Source organism: Burkholderia sp. KL41 (assembly GCF_057005415.2).
The window spans coordinates 2,923,207-2,937,394 of sequence record NZ_CM174446.1 but is presented as its reverse complement, the minus strand read 5'-3'; the positions used below and the strand labels follow the sequence as shown (position 1 = coordinate 2,937,394).

Below are 14,188 nucleotides of genomic sequence, written 5' to 3'. Positions count from 1 at the left end.
GGGAAGCGGGGCGTGCAGTGCTTCACGGGATTGATCTTCGATGCTGACCCCAATCGTCGGCGGCGCCGATTTCTGCCATCTTGATGACGTTCTCGAACCGGGCGACCACCGGAAGGTCGTCGCGCGCGTCGACCACCTGACCGCAAGGATCACGAGCTTGGGTATGCCTGCAACACGCTGCACTGCGCCGATGTCGCGCCCGGCCCGCAGCGGTAGCGCGCCGATGCGCGCAGTGTCGTCCGTCGCGCGGAGGGCCGCATGAGCGCCGTGCGCGCCACCGCGATCTGGGCCGCATTGGCCGCGGCGGTCGCATTGCTGTTCGTCGCGTCGCTGTCGATCGGCAGCGTACCGATGTCGCCGTGGCAGGCGCTCGCGTCGCTCGTGCCGCATGGCGGCGACGCGCTGTTCGCCGACATCGTCCGCACGCTGCGCCTGCCGCGCGCGCTCGCGGGCTTCGCGTGCGGTGCGCTGCTCGCGCTGGCCGGCTCTTTGTTGCAGGTGTTGCTGCGCAACCCGCTCGCCGATCCGTACGTGCTCGGCGTGTCCGGCGGCGCGGCCGGCTTCGCGCTCGTCGCGATGATCGCGGGCGGCGCATGGTGGCTCGTCGATGTGTCGGCGTTCGCCGGCTCGCTCGTGTCGGTCGTGCTCGTGCTCGGACTCGCGCGCCGCGAGCTGGGGCGCGGCGAGTCGCGCGATGCGTCGCCGCGGCTGCTGCTCACGGGCGTCGTGATCGCGGCGGGGTGGGGCGCGCTCGTCACGCTGCTGCTGTCGCTCGCGCCCGATGCGCGGCTGCGCGGCATCATCTTCTGGCTGACGGGCGACCTGAACGGCGTGAGCACACCGTGGTTCGCGTGGGGCGCGCTGCTGCTGGCCGCGTGCATCGCACTGCCGGCCGCGCCGCAACTGAACGTGCTGCTGCGCGGCGATGCGACGGCGCTCGCGCTCGGCGTGCCGGTCGCGCGCCTGCGTGTGCGGATCTATCTCGTCGCATCGCTGGCCGCCGCGGCCGCAGTGACGACCGCCGGCACGATCGGCTTCGTCGGCCTCGTCGTGCCGCACGCGCTGCGGCTCGCATTCGGCAACGACCAGCGGATGTTGCTGCCGGCCGCGATGCTCGCGGGCGGCGGTGGCGTGATGGCCGCCGACCTGCTCGCACGCACCGCGATCGCGCCCGCGCAACTGCCGGTCGGCGTGATGACCGCATTGATCGGCGTGCCGGTGTTCCTGTGGATGTTGCTCAGGAGGCCGATGCGATGACCCGTGCCGCATTGCGCGCCAGCGGCGACGAGATGAGCTGCGCGGCCGTCGGCCTGACGCTGAAGGCTGGCGCGCGCACGCTGCTCGATAGCTTCACGCAGGCGTTCCGTCCGGGCGAGATCTGGTGCATCGCCGGGCCGAACGGCGCAGGCAAGACGACGCTGCTTGCGACCCTCGCGGGGCTTCAGCCGCCGGCCGGCGGACACGTCGAGATCGACGGCCGGCCGCTTTCCGCATGGCCGCCCGCGCAGCTCGCGCAGCGCCGCGCACTGATGCCGCAGCAACTGCACGACGCATTCAGCGCGACCGTGTTCGATACGGTGTTGCTCAACCGCTTTCCGTATCTCGGCGGCTGGGGCTGGGAGCGCGACGGCGACCGCGCGGCCGCGCGCGACGCGCTGGCGACCTTCGACCTGACCGCGCTTGCGTCGCGCGACGTGCTGTCGCTGTCGGGCGGCGAGCGGCAGCGCGTCGCGCTGGCCGCGACGCTGTGCCAGGACGCGCCGTTGATGCTGCTCGACGAACCGCTCGCGCATCTCGACCTGCATCACCAGATCGATTGCCTGACCGCGCTGGCCGCCTGGCTCGACGCGGGCCCGCGCGCGGTGCTGTTCTCGTGCCATGATCTGAACCTCGCGCGGCGTTTCGCGACGCATGCGCTGTTGCTCGACGGCCGTGGCCACGCGTGGGCCGGCCCCGTGCACGACGTGCTGACACCCGAGCGCGCGAGCGACGCGTTCGGTTATCCGCTCGTGCTGATCCGCGAGAACGGCCGCGACGCGCTGCTGCCGGCGTGGCCCGAGCGACAATGACGTTTCCTTTTCCGATGCGCGGTGCACGCCGCGCCCACGACACGGCTTCCCGATGACGACCCCGACCCACTTCCCGCCCGCGATCGCACCGCTCGACGACGTGCTGCGCAAGCGCCTGCAGCATGTGATCGACCACAAGACCAAGCCGCCCGGCAGCCTCGGCCAGCTCGAGGCAGTCGCGCTGCAGGTCGGCCTGATCCAGCACACCGAGCGGCCGGTCGTGCAGCGTCCCGTGATGATCGTGTTCGCCGGCGATCACGGGATTGCCGCCGAAGGCGTGAGCCCCTATCCGCAAGCGGTGACCGCACAGATGGTCGCGAATTTCCTCGCCGGCGGCGCGGCGATCAATGCGTTCTCGGGCGTCGCGCAGAGCACGCTCGAGATCGTCGATGCGGGCGTCGCGTCGCCGCTGCCGCTGTCCGACCGCCTGGTGTCGCTGCCGGTCGCGCGCGGCACGCGCAACTTCGCGACGGAACCTGCGATGACGCGCGACGAGGCGATGACGGCGCTCGCAGCCGGTGCGGCGCGCGTGCGCCTGCACGCGTCGCTCGGCACGAACGTGATCGGCTTCGGCGAGATGGGGATCGCGAACACGTCGTCGGCCGCGTGCCTGATGAGCCGCTTGCTCAGCGTGCCGATCGACGCGTGCGTCGGGCGCGGCACGGGCCTCGACGACCAGGGCCTCGCGCACAAGCGCGCGGTGCTCGGCCGTGCGCTCGTCAAGCACTCGCACGCGATTGCGCCGCTCGACGTGCTCGCGACGTTCGGCGGCTTCGAGATCGCGATGATGACGGGCGCGTATCTCGCGGCCGCGAGCGAACGGATGACGATCCTCGTCGACGGCTTCATCGCGACGGCCGCATTGCTCGTCGCCGAGCGCATCGCGCCCGGCGTGCGCGACTACTGCGTGTTCTCGCATACGTCGCACGAGGCCGGGCACCGGCGCATGCTCGAGCATTTCGGCGCGAAGCCGCTGCTCGCGCTCGACCTGCGGCTCGGCGAAGGCACGGGCGCGGCGCTCGCGCTGCCGCTCGTGCGTGCGGCTGCCGCGTTCCTCACGGAAATGGCGAGCTTCGAATCCGCCGGTGTCGACGATCGTGACGCCTGATCGCGCGCGCGGCGTGCGGGCCGAACTGCGCTACTTCTTCGTCGCGCTCGGCTACTTCACGCGCGTGCCCGTGCCGCGCGCGATCGGTTACGCGGCCGGCGATCTCGACCAGGCCGCGCGATATTTCCCGCTCGTCGGCGCATGCGTCGGCGCGTGGGGCGCGCTCGTGTATCTGGTCGCGCTGCGCGCGCTGCCCGTGTCGATCGCGGTCGGGCTGTCGATGGCCGCCACGCTGCTCGCCACGGGGGCCTTCCACGAGGACGGCCTCGCCGACAGCTGCGATGCGTTCGGCGGCGGCTATACGCGCGACGACGTGCTGCGCATCATGCACGACTCGCGGATCGGCACGTTCGGTGCGGTCGCGCTCGTGATCGCGCTCGGCGTGAAATGGCAGGCGCTTGCGTCGATGCTGCCGTTGCGTGCCGCATGGACGATGATCGCCGCGCACGCGGCGAGCCGCGCGGCGGCCGTGAGCCTGCTGATGACGCTCGACTACGTGCGGCCCGAAGGCAAGGCGAAACCGGTCGCGCAACGGATGGGGGCACGCGCGGCGTGTGTCGCCGCGCTGTTCGGATTACCGTGGCTGTTCTGGCCCGACTGGCGCATGGGCGTCGCCGCCTGCGTGGCGCTCGTGCTCGTGCGCGCGTGGGCAGCCCGCTATTTCGTGAAGCGGATCGGCGGTTATACCGGCGACTGTCTCGGCTTCACGCAACAACTGTGCGAACTGGCGATCTATCTCGTGGTGCTCGGATGGACGTCGTCCTGATCCGTCATCCGGCCGTCGGTGTCGAGCCGGGCATCTGCTACGGACGCAGCGACGTGCCGCTCGCCGCGCCGGCCGACGCCGGCGCGCAGGCCGTGCGCGCGCATCTGTCGGTACTCGGCGCGCCGTTTCCCGAACAGGTCTGGACGAGCCCGCTGACGCGCTGCGTGTCCGTTGCCGAGCGGATCGCGCAGGCATGCGGCGTGCCGCTGCAACGCAATGCGGACTGGCAGGAAATGGATTTCGGCGCGTGGGAGATGCGGCGCTGGGACGATATCGACCGCGCGGCACTCGATGCGTGGGCGGCCGACCTGATGCATGCGTGCGCGCATGGCGGCGAAAGCGTCGCGCGGTTCGCTACCCGGGTCGCCCGGCGGGCCGATGCCGTCGCGCAGTTCGACCGGCCGCAATGGGCGGTCACGCATGCGGGCGTGATCCGCGTGTTCGCGGCGCATGTACTGCGCGTGCCGCTCGATACGCTGTTGTCGCGGCCGGTGCCGACCGGTGGTGTCGTCTGGCTGCGCGCGGATGCCGCCACGGGAACGTGGGAAGTGGTGCACTGGGACGAATAGGCGCACCGGCGTCCGCATCTGAACGACGCGGCGCGCGGTCGATCTGTCTCAAACACCGACGCATCGGGTTCAGATGCGCGACGGGCGCGCAAGCCGCCGGAACTCAGCGCGCCGGCCGCCGCCCACGCGCGGCTTCGAGATCCTCGCACAGCGCGGCCGCGCCCTGCGCGATCCGCGGCGACGGTCGCGTCAGCAGATCGCCGTCGATCGCGAACAGGTTGTTGCGCGCCACGGCCGTCAGCGCGGGCCACGTGCGCCAGCGCGCCAGGCTCGGCAACGGTTCGTCCGTACGCGACGCCCCCGCGCTCGTCGTCACGATCGCCTCCGGATTGGCCGCGAGCACGGCCTCGTCGGTGACGGTCGGCACGAGCGGCCGGAGCGATGTGAACACGTTGCGGCCGCCGCACAGCTCGATCACGTCGTTGATCAGGTGCGCGCCATTGAGCGTCATCAGCGGCCGGTCCCAGACCTGGAAGAACATCGTGACGGGCGCCCGCGCGGCATAACGTGCGCGTAGCGCCGCGATGTCGCGCGTATAGGCGGCCGCGGCCGCATCGGCAGCCGGTTGCGTGCCGAGCAGCGTGCCGAGCCGGCGCAGCGACGACGATACGTCGTCGAGGTGCTTCGGTTCGCTGAAGAACAGCGGGATATGCAATGCGCGCAATGCGTCGGTCTGCCGCTCGGCGTTGCCGTGCCGCCAGACGACGATCAGGTCGGGCTTCAGCGCGGCGATCCGCTCGAGGTCGAGCGCCTTGTTGTCGCCGACGCGCGGTATCGCTTGCGCGGCGGGCGGATAGTCGCTGTACGTGACCGTGCCGACGAGCTTCGCGCCGCCGCCGGCCGCGTAGACGAGCTCGGTCGCGTGCGGCGCGAGGCTGATCACGCGCTGCGCGGGTGCAGGCAGCGTGACGGTATTGCCGGCGTCGTCGCGCGTCGTGATGTCGGCGTGGACGAGCGGTGCGTGAGCGAGTGCGGTCAGCATCGCGACCGGTGTCAGCCGGCGCAACAGGCGCGCAATCATGCGGATTCCCGTTGCAGCAGCGGCACGCAGTGCGCGAGTGCGTCGCCGAGGCGCTGCCATTCGGCTTCGCTGCCCGGCAGGCCGACGCGTACGCTCGACGGTGTCGGGAAGTATCGCGTCCAGATTCCGCGTGCCGCGAGTACCGCATGCAGTGCCGCTGCCCGCGGGTCGTCGGTCCAGCTGAAGAGCGGCGTCGCGCGGGCAGCGAAGCCGTGCGCGCGCAGCAGTGCGGCGAGCCGCTCGCCGTCGGCCGCGAGCCGCTCGCGGGCGGCGGCCTGCCATGCGCGATCGGCGAACGCCGCGGCGACCGCATGGCGTGCGGGCCCGCCGACCGTCCAGGCGCCCAGCATGTCGCGCAGCGCGACGATCTGGCCGGGGCACGCGAGCACGAAGCCTGCGCGGATGCCGGCGAGCCCGAAGAACTTGCCGACCGAACGCAGCACGACGAGCCCCGGGCGATCGACCTGCGGCGCGAGCGACTGCGTCGCGCCCGTATCGGCGAACGCCTCGTCGACGATCAGCGTGCCGCCGCGCGCCGCCAGCTGCGCATGCCAGCCGAGCAGGCGTTCGGCCGGCACGAATTCGGCGGTCGGATTATTAGGATTCCCGACGATGACGTGGCGCAGCGTCGCAGGCAACGTATCGGTGCCGACGTCGAGTGCGACGACGCGATGGCCGTGTCGCGCGAAAGCGGGCGCGTATTCGCCGTACGCGAGCGTCGCGACGCCGGCGTCGCCGGCCGGCAGCAGCGCGGGTAATGCGCGGATCGCAGCCTGGCTGCCGGCCACCGGCAGCACGTGCGCGGGATCGGGCGCGTGGTAGTACTGCGCGGCGCGGGCCGCGAGGCCGTCGCCGTCGTCGGGCAGCCGGCGCCACGCGTCGGCCGGGACGGGCGGCACCGGATAGCCGGCCGGATTGATGCCGGTCGACAGGTCGAGCCACGTGTCGTACGGAATGCCGTGGCGGCGTGCGGCTTCATGCAGGTTGCCGCCGTGCGTGATGCGGGTGTCAGACATGATGGGTGGCCATGACGAGTGCGCCGCTCGCGACCAGCAGCGCGAGCCACAGGGCAAGCGTGCGCGTGACGAGCGACAACGCGGCGACGATATGGACTGCGCTCGCCGTCGCGCCGGTGCCGAGCGCGGGACGATCCTCGATCTCGCCGTGATAGACGGCCGGGCCGCCCAGCTGCACGTTCAGGCTGCCGGCGCCGGCGGCCATCACCGGGCCCGCGTTCGGGCTGTCCCAGTGGCGTGCCTGCGTGCGCCAGCAGCGCCATGCGGCGGCCGTGTCGCCGAGCAGCGCGTAGCTCGCGGCCGTCAGGCGCGCGGGAATCCAGTTGAGCGCGTCGTCGAGGCGCGCGGCGGCCCAGCCGAAGGTCAGGAAGCGCGGCGTGCGGTAGCCCCACATCGCGTCGAGCGTGTTCGCGAGCCGGAACAGCAGCGCGCCGGGGCCGCCTGCGACGACGAACCAGAACAGCGCGCCGAAGATCGCGTCGTTGCCGTTCTCGAGCGCGGATTCGACGGCCGCACGCGACAGCGTGCCTTCGTCCGCGTCGCTCGTGTCGCGCGACACGATGCGCGCGGTGAGCGTGCGGGCGGCGCCGAGGTCGCGCCGCAGCAGCGCCGCGGCGATCGGCGCGACGTGGTCGGCGAGGCTTTTCGCGCCGAGTGCGAACCACAGCAGGGCGATGTGCAGCGCGGCCGCGAGCGGCCATGGCAGCACGGCCGCGAGCCATGCCGCGACGGCGACCGGCGGCACGACCGCCGCGATCCATGCGGCGACGCCGATCACGCGGCCGCGCCGGCCCGTGTTCAGCGCGCCTTCGATGCGCGCGGCGAGGCGGCCGAACGCGACGAGCGGATGCCAGCCGGCCGGTTCGCCGATCGCGCGGTCGATGATCGCGGCCGCAACCGCGAACATCGCGACTACGGGCAGCGACAGCATCAGCATGACGGCGCTCCCGTCTTGAGGTCGAGCGTCAGCCCGGCGACGAGCAGCGTCACGCGCGTCGCGAGCGCGGCGACACGCTGGTTCAGGCGCCCGAGTTCGTCGACGTAGCGGCGCGTGACCGACCCGAGCGGCACGACGCCGAGCCCGATCTCGTTGCTGACGACGATCACCTTCGCGCGCGCGCCGCGCAACGCGTGCTCGAGCCGGTCGACCTGCGCCGCGTACTGCGCATCGTCGAGCGGTTCGCCGTCGGCCGGGCACAGCAGGTTCGTGAGCCACAGCGTCAGGCAGTCGACGAGCAGGCACGCGTGCGGATCGTCGAGCCGCGCGAGCGTGCCGGCGAGGTCGACGGGTGCGTCGGCGAAGCCCCAGGCGGCCGGCCGGCGCGCGCGATGGTGCGCGATGCGCTGCGCGAATTCGGCGTCGGCGGCGGTTGCGGTGGCGATGTAGGTGACGGGGCGGCCGCTGTCGGCGGCGAGGCGCTCGGCGTGCGCGCTCTTGCCCGAGCGTGCGCCGCCGAGGACGAAGGTGAGGTCGTGCGGAATCATCGCGTGATTGTAACGGCGCGGGCACGCCGGCGCGGGAGATAATGCGGCCTTTGCTTCGCGACGACCTTTACACGATGAATGCACCCGAGCCGCGGCCGCGCGGCACGCTGATGATCCAGGGCACGACGTCCGACGCGGGCAAGAGCACGCTGGTCGCGGGCCTGTGCCGGCTCGCGCGCCGCGGCGGCGCGCGCGTTGCGCCGTTCAAGCCGCAGAACATGGCGCTCAACAGCGCGGTGACGGCCGACGGCGGCGAAATCGGCCGCGCGCAGGCACTGCAGGCGCTGGCCGCGGGCGTTGCGCCGCATACGGATTTCAACCCCGTGCTGCTGAAGCCGACGAGCGACCGCGGCGCGCAGGTGATCATTCACGGCAAGGCGCGCATGAACCTCGATGCACGCGCGTATCACGGCTACAAGCCGGTCGCGTTCGAAGCGGTGCTCGAGTCGTACGCGCGCCTGCGCGCCGGCTACGACACGGTGATCGTCGAGGGCGCGGGGAGCCCGGCCGAGATCAACCTGCGCGAAGGCGACATCGCGAACATGGGGTTTGCCGAACGCGTCGACTGCCCGGTCGTGCTCGTCGCCGACATCGATCGCGGCGGCGTGTTCGCGCACCTCGTCGGCACGCTCGCGTGCCTGTCGGACAGCGAGCGCGCACGCGTGCGCGGTTTCGTGATCAACCGCTTCCGCGGCGACGTCAAGCTGCTCGAACCGGGGCTCGACTGGCTGCGTGCGCAGACGGGCAAGCCCGTGTTCGGCGTGCTGCCGTACCTGCACGGCCTGCTGCTCGACGCCGAGGACATGCTGCCCGCACAGGCGCGCAGCGCCGCCGCACGCGGCGATGCCGGCCTGCTGCGCGTCGTCGTGCCGGCGCTGCCGCGCATCAGCAACCACACCGATTTCGACCCGCTGCGCGCGCATCCGCAGGTCGAATTCACGTACTGGAAGAGCGGCCCCGTCCCGGATGCCGACCTCCTGATCCTGCCCGGTTCGAAGAGCGTGCAGCGCGATCTCGCATGGCTGCGCGACGCGGGCTGGGACACGCTGATCCGTCGCCATCTGCGCTACGGCGGCAAGGTGATCGGCATCTGCGGCGGGATGCAGATGCTCGGCCGCACGCTCGACGATCCGCTCGGCCTCGAAGGGGCGCCCGGCAGCGTGCCGGGGCTCGGGCTGCTCGATTTCGACACGACCCTGCAGCGCGACAAGACGCTGAAGAACGTGACCGGGCATCTCGCGCTGCCGGGCGGGGCGGCCGTGCGCGGCTACGAGATCCACATGGGCGACACGCACGGGCCCGCGCTCGGGTCGCCTGCGCTGACGCTGGCAGCCGATGCCGCACCCGCCGACGCCACACGCCCGGACGGCGCGGTGTCCGCCGATGGCCAGATTCTCGCGACCTACGTGCACGGGCTGTTCGACTCGCCCGACGCATGCGCGGCGCTGCTCGCGTGGGCCGGGCTCGACGGCGCGGAGCGCATCGACTATCCGGCATTGCGCGAGGCATCGCTCGAGCGGCTGGCCGACTCGTTCGCCGACCATCTCGATCTCGACGCGCTGTACGCCGAGTTTCGTTGACGCGGGCCGGGCCGTGCTCGCTTTTTCCGCCGGATCGCATACAACACAGGAGGGCGGATGTCCGCCTGGAGGAGTGCGACGATGAAGGCTCGATGGTGGTGGAGCGTGCTGCTCGCGGCGCTGCTGGGCGTGTCGGCGGTTGCGCACGCGTGCGATTCGTACGCACCGGGCGGCGGCCAGTCCGGTTCCGGCGACGCCACACAAGGCAAGAGCGGTTACTGAAGCAGGTCGCGGGGCATGATCGGTCATGCCCCTTTTTATGTCTCGATTGATTCCATTCGGGAATCAGTTAAAGCGAATTGGCGCGTTTATCGGTCGAATCGATTCGAATAGAGTGCGATCCATTCACACCACTCACGAAGGAATTCGCCATGAACCCCAATCGCCTCAACGATTTCGCCGCGACCCTGCTGCGCGTCGCGCTCGGCGTGCTGTACCTCGCGCACGTCGCGCAGAAGGTGTTCGTCTTCACGCTGCCCGGCACCGCGCAGTTCTTCGCATCGATCGGCCTGCCGGGCTGGCTCGCGTACCTGACGACGTTCGTCGAACTGGCCGGCGGCGTGGCGCTGCTCGCGGGCTTCCGCGTGCGCGTCGCCGCGCTGGTGCTGCTGCCGTTCATGCTCGGCGCGACCGCCGCGCATCTGCCGAACGGCTGGAGCTTCGCGTCGCCGAACGGCGGCTGGGAATACCCGGCGTTCTGGGCCGTCACGCTCGCCGTGCAGGCGCTGCTGGGCGGCGGCGCGTTCGCGCTCGGCGCACGGGAAGCCGCGGTTCAGCGTGCGTAATGGGGTAAGTGGGTAAGTCGGCGGGGTAAGCCGGCATACACGGCGCGGCGCAACCCGTTCCGGTGACACCCCGTTTGCCGATATCATCGCTCCCTGTATCCGCAATCGAGCGGCGCCTGCCCCGCGGCAGGCGCCGCGCGGCTTTTTCGGGGGAATTCATGACGGTGATCGTGGTGGCGAATCCGAAGGGCGGCGTGGGGAAGAGCACGCTGTCCACCAATCTTGCCGGCTATTTCGCGGCGCAGGGCGCGTGGGTCGCGCTCGCCGACCTGGACCGGCAGCAGTCCGCGCATGCGTGGCTCGACCTGCGGCCGGCCGGACTGCCGGCAATCGAGGCATGGGAACTCGATCCGGACGCGCCGACGAAGCCGCCGCGCGGCCTCGAATATGCGGTGATCGATACGCCGGCCGGGCTGCACGGCAACCGGCTCAACGTCGCGCTGCAACTGGCCGACAAGGTGATCGTGCCGCTGCAGCCGTCGATGTTCGATATTCTGGCCACGCAGCAGTTTCTGGAGCGCCTCGCCGGCGAGAAGGCCGTGCGCAAGGGCAGCGTCGAGGTCGGGATCGTCGGGATGCGGGTCGATGCGCGCACGCGCTCGTCGGACCAGCTTCACCGGTTCGTCGAAGGGCTCGGCCTGCCGGTGCTCGGCTACGTGCGCGACACGCAGAACTACGTGCAGATCGCCGCGCACGGCCTCACGCTGTGGGACGTCGCGAAGAGCCGGGTCGAGAAGGATCTCGAACAGTGGCGGCCGATCGTCGAATGGGCCGAACGCCGCGCGCCGAAGGCCGAGAAGACGGAGAGGGCCGCCAAGGCGTCCTGATCGCGCGGCCGCCGGGCCGGTACGCGATGAAATGAGAAAGGGCCGGATCCCGTGATATACGGCATCCGGCCCTTCGATCTTTCGACCGCAAGCGGCACAGCCGCTCCGCGCGCCGCGGCACGCGGGCGGCCGGTCAGGTCAGGTCCAGTTCTGCGTCGGCACGTGATCGCGGTGGCCCTTGATCTTGTTGCCGTCGTCGATGAACACGAGCTTCGGCTTCCAGCCGGCCTGAATCTCGGCTTCATCGACCATCGCGAATGCCGCGATGATCACGAGGTCGCCGAGCTGCGCGCGACGCGCGGCCGAGCCGTTCAGCGAGATCATCCCGCTGCCGCGCTCGCCCTTGATCGCGTACGTCGAGAAACGCTCGCCGTTGTTGATGTTCCAGATGTCGATCCGTTCGTTTTCGATGAGGCCCGCCGCTTCGAGCAGGTCTTCGTCGATCGCGCACGAGCCTTCGTAGTGCAGCTCGCAGTGTGTGACGGCCGCGCGGTGGATCTTCGATTTGAGCATGTGGCGCTGCATGGTGTCTCCGTGATGCGTCGTGAGAGGCGCGGGCGGGCGGCCCGTCAGATTTCCAGGTTGTCGATGAGGCGCGTCGCGCCGAGCTTCGCGGCCGCGAGCACGACGAGCGGCTCGCCGGCTTCGAGTTCGGCGGCGCTCGGTGCGATCAGGTTCGCGCGGCGGCGGATCGCGATGTAGTCGGGCGCCCAGCCGCGCTCGGCCAGATGCGTGCGCGCGTGATGCTCGAGCTTGCCGAGGTCGCGCTCGCCGCCGAGCACGCTGTCGCGCACGCGCTGCAGCGTTTTCGCGAGCTCGGGCGCTTCCTTGCGCTCGTCGGTCGTCAGGTAGCGGTTGCGCGACGACAGCGCGAGGCCGTCCTCGTCGCGCACGGTTTCGGCCGCGATGATCTCGACCGGCAGCGCGAGCTGCTGGCACATCCGGCGCACGATCATCAGCTGCTGGTAATCCTTCTTGCCGAACACGGCGACGCGCGGCTGCACGCAGGACATCAGCTTCGTGACGACCGTGCACACGCCGGCGAAGAAGCCGGGCCGGAATTCACCTTCGAGAATCCCGCCGAGGTCGTCCGGCGGCAGCACGCGGTATTCCTGCGGTTCCGGGTACATGTCGCGCTCGGTCGGCGCGAACAGCACGTAGACGTTTTCCTGCTGCAGCTTCTCGATATCGTCCTGGAGCGTGCGCGGATACTTGTCGAAATCCTCGTTCGGGCCGAATTGCAGCCGGTTGACGAAGATGCTCGCCACGACCGGGTCGCCGTGCTGGCGCGCGAGGCGCATCAGCGACAGGTGCCCTTCGTGCAGGTTGCCCATCGTCGGCACGAACGCCGTGCGGTTCTGTCCACGCAACTGGTCGCGCAGTTCCTGGATCGAGCTGATGACTTTCATGATCGGGTAGCGGTTTCCTCGCGCATGCGCGCGTTGGCGCCGCAGCAGCGGCGTCGGGGTCGAAGCGGAGAACGCCGGCGCGCGGGCGGCGCATCGGGCGTCGGCGGATTGTAGAGGATTTGGCCGCCAAACGCATCGAAAAAAGTACGGTCGTTCACTTTTTAAGAGGGCGTGCCGGCAACGGCCCGCGCAGTCGCGTCGGGCTGCGGCGAGGCGGCATGTGTGCCGGAATGAATCGGGAGGGCGGGAAGGGCGGGCGCGGGCGTTGCGCGGGCGCCTGGCCGGTTACGCGGGCAGGTACGCGAGACGCACGTAGATCGGCGCGAACGGCTCGGCCTGCGTGATCTCGAGGAGCGATTCGCGCGCGAGTTCGAGCATCGCGATGAAATTCACGACGACGACCGGCACGCCGCGCGACGTGTCGAACAGCTCGGCGAATTCCATGAAGCGCGCGTTCTGCAGCCGGCGCAGGATCAGGCTCATGTGCTCCCGCACCGACAGCTCCTCGCGGGAGATCTTGTGGTGCTGGACGAGCTTCGCGCGCTTGAGCACGTCGGCCCATGCAGCGCGCAGGTCGTCCGAATTCACGTCGGGGAAGCGCGGCGTGACGCTCTGCTCGATGTAGACCTCGGCGCGCAGGAAGTCGCGGCCGAGCTGCGGCAACTGGTCGAGCCGCTGCGCGGCGAGCTTCATCTGCTCGTATTCGAGCAGGCGGCGCACGAGTTCGGCGCGCGGATCCTCGGCTTCCTCGCCGGTGTCGGCCTTCTTGACCGGCAGCAGCATCCGCGACTTGATCTCGATCAGCATCGCGGCCATCAGCAGGTACTCGGCCGCGAGCTCGAGGTTCGACGTGCGGATCTGGTCGACGTAGCCCAGATATTGCGCGGTGACCTGCGCCATCGGGATGTCGAGCACGTTGAAGTTCTGCTTGCGGATCAGGTAGAGCAGCAGGTCGAGCGGGCCTTCGAAGGTCTCGAGGAACACCTCGAGCGCATCGGGCGGGATGTAGAGATCCTGCGGCAGCTTGAACAGCGGCTCGCCGTACAGGCGAGCGAATGCCGCGACACCGTCGACCGTGTCGGGCGTCGAATCGGCGCCCGCGGGCGCGGCGATCGCGTCGTCCTGGCGGGCGGCGCTGGCCTCGTCGGCGGCGCTCACGTCGTCAGAAGTTCTGGTAGTAGACGTACGACGTTTGCTTCACGCGCGATTCCTGCTGCTCGGCGCGCTCTTCGAGGTCGATCGGCTGCTTGTCCCACAGCAGGGAACGGCCCTTGCGCTGCTCTTCCTCGAGCGTCGGCTTCTGTTGCTTGAGCTGGTTCAGGAACTGCGTGACATCGGACTGGTACGGCATGGCTGGATTTTCCGTTTCGGGCGGCGCACGATGCGCCGGATTCACGATGGCGGGATTTTACCGCATCGCGGGAACGGCCGGCGGCAATCGCGCGTCGAATCCGCGGGCTGGCGCGCAGCCGGTGGCCGCAAGCGCGCCGCCGGGCATGACGCAGCGGCCACGGGCGCTCGCGCGGCGGTTTACAAACATTAAGCTTTGACGC

General features: G+C 70.4%; 18 protein-coding genes. 10 read left to right on the top strand and 8 right to left on the bottom strand.

The features are described from left to right. Window positions 1-40 precede the first annotated feature (40 nt). From PQB87_RS13815 to cobC, 6 genes are read left to right on the top strand one after another with little or no spacing between them, the layout of a single operon-like run. Window positions 41-262, top strand: a complete 222-nt coding sequence (locus tag PQB87_RS13815) for a hypothetical protein (protein ID WP_060062641.1) — start codon at window positions 41-43, stop codon at window positions 260-262. Continuing rightward, complete coding sequence (locus tag PQB87_RS13810) at window positions 259-1,257, top strand: FecCD family ABC transporter permease (protein WP_489242144.1); 999 nt, start codon at window positions 259-261, stop codon at window positions 1,255-1,257. Before PQB87_RS13815 ends, PQB87_RS13810 begins: the two co-directional genes overlap by 4 nt. Beyond that, window positions 1,254-2,069, top strand: a complete 816-nt coding sequence (locus PQB87_RS13805) for an ABC transporter ATP-binding protein (RefSeq protein ID WP_489242142.1) — start codon at window positions 1,254-1,256, stop codon at window positions 2,067-2,069. Before PQB87_RS13810 ends, PQB87_RS13805 begins: the two co-directional genes overlap by 4 nt. A gap of 52 nt (window positions 2,070-2,121) precedes the next feature. After that, the gene (gene cobT / locus PQB87_RS13800) at window positions 2,122-3,177 is read left to right on the top strand and encodes a nicotinate-nucleotide--dimethylbenzimidazole phosphoribosyltransferase (protein ID WP_111938769.1); all 1,056 of its coding nucleotides are present in this window, start codon (window positions 2,122-2,124) and stop codon (window positions 3,175-3,177) included. Further along, window positions 3,167-3,943 carry an adenosylcobinamide-GDP ribazoletransferase gene (locus PQB87_RS13795; RefSeq protein WP_042975792.1) on the top strand — a complete coding sequence of 259 codons (777 nt, stop codon included), beginning with the start codon at window positions 3,167-3,169 and terminating at the stop codon, window positions 3,941-3,943. Before cobT ends, PQB87_RS13795 begins: the two co-directional genes overlap by 11 nt. After that, on the top strand, window positions 3,928-4,512 hold the full coding sequence (gene cobC, locus PQB87_RS13790; protein ID WP_489242140.1) for an alpha-ribazole phosphatase: 585 nt from the start codon (window positions 3,928-3,930) through the stop codon (window positions 4,510-4,512). The genes PQB87_RS13795 and cobC overlap by 16 nt, the downstream gene beginning before the upstream one ends. Window positions 4,513-4,615: 103 nt before the next feature. Here cobC and PQB87_RS13785 read toward each other — a convergent pair whose 3' ends face one another. From PQB87_RS13785 to cobU, 4 genes are read right to left on the bottom strand one after another with little or no spacing between them, the layout of a single operon-like run. Beyond that, window positions 4,616-5,533: a cobalamin-binding protein gene (locus PQB87_RS13785; RefSeq protein WP_489242138.1), complete on the bottom strand. Its 918-nt coding sequence runs from the start codon at window positions 5,531-5,533 to the stop codon at window positions 4,616-4,618. Next, window positions 5,530-6,549, bottom strand: a complete 1,020-nt coding sequence (gene cobD, locus PQB87_RS13780; RefSeq protein WP_489242136.1) for a threonine-phosphate decarboxylase CobD — start codon at window positions 6,547-6,549, stop codon at window positions 5,530-5,532. Before cobD ends, PQB87_RS13785 begins: the two co-directional genes overlap by 4 nt. Beyond that, complete coding sequence (cbiB, locus tag PQB87_RS13775) at window positions 6,542-7,486, bottom strand: adenosylcobinamide-phosphate synthase CbiB (RefSeq protein WP_489242134.1); 945 nt, start codon at window positions 7,484-7,486, stop codon at window positions 6,542-6,544. Before cbiB ends, cobD begins: the two co-directional genes overlap by 8 nt. Beyond that, window positions 7,480-8,034: a bifunctional adenosylcobinamide kinase/adenosylcobinamide-phosphate guanylyltransferase gene (gene cobU, locus PQB87_RS13770; protein WP_048022573.1), complete on the bottom strand. Its 555-nt coding sequence runs from the start codon at window positions 8,032-8,034 to the stop codon at window positions 7,480-7,482. Before cobU ends, cbiB begins: the two co-directional genes overlap by 7 nt. Before the next feature lie 74 nt (window positions 8,035-8,108). Between cobU and PQB87_RS13765 the strand changes: the two genes are divergently transcribed. The 4 genes from PQB87_RS13765 to PQB87_RS13750 all read left to right on the top strand — a co-directional run bounded on the left by PQB87_RS13765 (window position 8,109) and on the right by PQB87_RS13750 (window position 11,226). Further along, complete coding sequence (locus tag PQB87_RS13765; RefSeq protein WP_489242132.1) at window positions 8,109-9,614, top strand: cobyric acid synthase; 1,506 nt, start codon at window positions 8,109-8,111, stop codon at window positions 9,612-9,614. 81 nt (window positions 9,615-9,695) lie between these two features. After that, window positions 9,696-9,836, top strand: a complete 141-nt coding sequence (locus PQB87_RS13760; RefSeq protein WP_166741928.1) for a hypothetical protein — start codon at window positions 9,696-9,698, stop codon at window positions 9,834-9,836. Window positions 9,837-9,985: 149 nt separating this feature from the next. Next, window positions 9,986-10,399 (top strand): DoxX family protein, encoded by a 414-nt coding sequence (locus PQB87_RS13755; RefSeq protein ID WP_059618822.1) that lies wholly within the window; start codon window positions 9,986-9,988, stop codon window positions 10,397-10,399. A gap of 158 nt (window positions 10,400-10,557) precedes the next feature. Then, window positions 10,558-11,226 carry a ParA family protein gene (locus PQB87_RS13750; protein WP_059496656.1) on the top strand — a complete coding sequence of 223 codons (669 nt, stop codon included), beginning with the start codon at window positions 10,558-10,560 and terminating at the stop codon, window positions 11,224-11,226. Between the two features lie 138 nt (window positions 11,227-11,364). On the opposite strand, the gene panD is transcribed toward PQB87_RS13750, so the two are convergent. The 4 genes from panD to PQB87_RS13730 all read right to left on the bottom strand — a co-directional run bounded on the left by panD (window position 11,365) and on the right by PQB87_RS13730 (window position 13,986). Continuing rightward, window positions 11,365-11,751 carry an aspartate 1-decarboxylase gene (gene panD / locus PQB87_RS13745; protein ID WP_021164250.1) on the bottom strand — a complete coding sequence of 129 codons (387 nt, stop codon included), beginning with the start codon at window positions 11,749-11,751 and terminating at the stop codon, window positions 11,365-11,367. A gap of 44 nt (window positions 11,752-11,795) precedes the next feature. Further along, window positions 11,796-12,635 carry a pantoate--beta-alanine ligase gene (panC, locus tag PQB87_RS13740; protein ID WP_027786732.1) on the bottom strand — a complete coding sequence of 280 codons (840 nt, stop codon included), beginning with the start codon at window positions 12,633-12,635 and terminating at the stop codon, window positions 11,796-11,798. Window positions 12,636-12,920: 285 nt separating this feature from the next. Beyond that, a complete protein-coding gene (locus tag PQB87_RS13735) occupies window positions 12,921-13,793 on the bottom strand; it encodes a segregation and condensation protein A (RefSeq protein ID WP_021164248.1) in 873 nt (290 codons plus the stop codon). A 4-nt stretch (window positions 13,794-13,797) separates the two neighbouring features. Continuing rightward, entirely contained in the window at window positions 13,798-13,986 is a 189-nt protein-coding gene (locus PQB87_RS13730) for a DUF3460 family protein (protein ID WP_006478107.1), read from the bottom strand. Window positions 13,987-14,188: the final 202 nt, after the last annotated feature.

What these genes read in the sequence shown, in the direction of transcription:
- PQB87_RS13815 (WP_060062641.1), top strand. Translation starts at nt 41, where the DNA reads ATGCTGACCCCAATCGTCGGCGGCGCCGATTTCTGCCATCTTGATGAC.
- PQB87_RS13810 (WP_489242144.1), top strand. Translation starts at nt 259, where the DNA reads ATGAGCGCCGTGCGCGCCACCGCGATCTGGGCCGCATTGGCCGCGGCG.
- PQB87_RS13805 (WP_489242142.1), top strand. Translation starts at nt 1,254, where the DNA reads ATGACCCGTGCCGCATTGCGCGCCAGCGGCGACGAGATGAGCTGCGCG.
- cobT (WP_111938769.1), top strand. Translation starts at nt 2,122, where the DNA reads ATGACGACCCCGACCCACTTCCCGCCCGCGATCGCACCGCTCGACGAC.
- cobC (WP_489242140.1), top strand. Translation starts at nt 3,928, where the DNA reads ATGGACGTCGTCCTGATCCGTCATCCGGCCGTCGGTGTCGAGCCGGGC.
- PQB87_RS13785 (WP_489242138.1), bottom strand. Translation starts at nt 5,533, where the DNA reads ATGATTGCGCGCCTGTTGCGCCGGCTGACACCGGTCGCGATGCTGACC.
- cobD (WP_489242136.1), bottom strand. Translation starts at nt 6,549, where the DNA reads ATGTCTGACACCCGCATCACGCACGGCGGCAACCTGCATGAAGCCGCA.
- cbiB (WP_489242134.1), bottom strand. Translation starts at nt 7,486, where the DNA reads ATGCTGATGCTGTCGCTGCCCGTAGTCGCGATGTTCGCGGTTGCGGCC.
- cobU (WP_048022573.1), bottom strand. Translation starts at nt 8,034, where the DNA reads ATGATTCCGCACGACCTCACCTTCGTCCTCGGCGGCGCACGCTCGGGC.
- PQB87_RS13765 (WP_489242132.1), top strand. Translation starts at nt 8,109, where the DNA reads ATGAATGCACCCGAGCCGCGGCCGCGCGGCACGCTGATGATCCAGGGC.
- PQB87_RS13760 (WP_166741928.1), top strand. Translation starts at nt 9,696, where the DNA reads ATGAAGGCTCGATGGTGGTGGAGCGTGCTGCTCGCGGCGCTGCTGGGC.
- PQB87_RS13755 (WP_059618822.1), top strand. Translation starts at nt 9,986, where the DNA reads ATGAACCCCAATCGCCTCAACGATTTCGCCGCGACCCTGCTGCGCGTC.
- PQB87_RS13750 (WP_059496656.1), top strand. Translation starts at nt 10,558, where the DNA reads ATGACGGTGATCGTGGTGGCGAATCCGAAGGGCGGCGTGGGGAAGAGC.
- panD (WP_021164250.1), bottom strand. Translation starts at nt 11,751, where the DNA reads ATGCAGCGCCACATGCTCAAATCGAAGATCCACCGCGCGGCCGTCACA.
- panC (WP_027786732.1), bottom strand. Translation starts at nt 12,635, where the DNA reads ATGAAAGTCATCAGCTCGATCCAGGAACTGCGCGACCAGTTGCGTGGA.
- PQB87_RS13730 (WP_006478107.1), bottom strand. Translation starts at nt 13,986, where the DNA reads ATGCCGTACCAGTCCGATGTCACGCAGTTCCTGAACCAGCTCAAGCAA.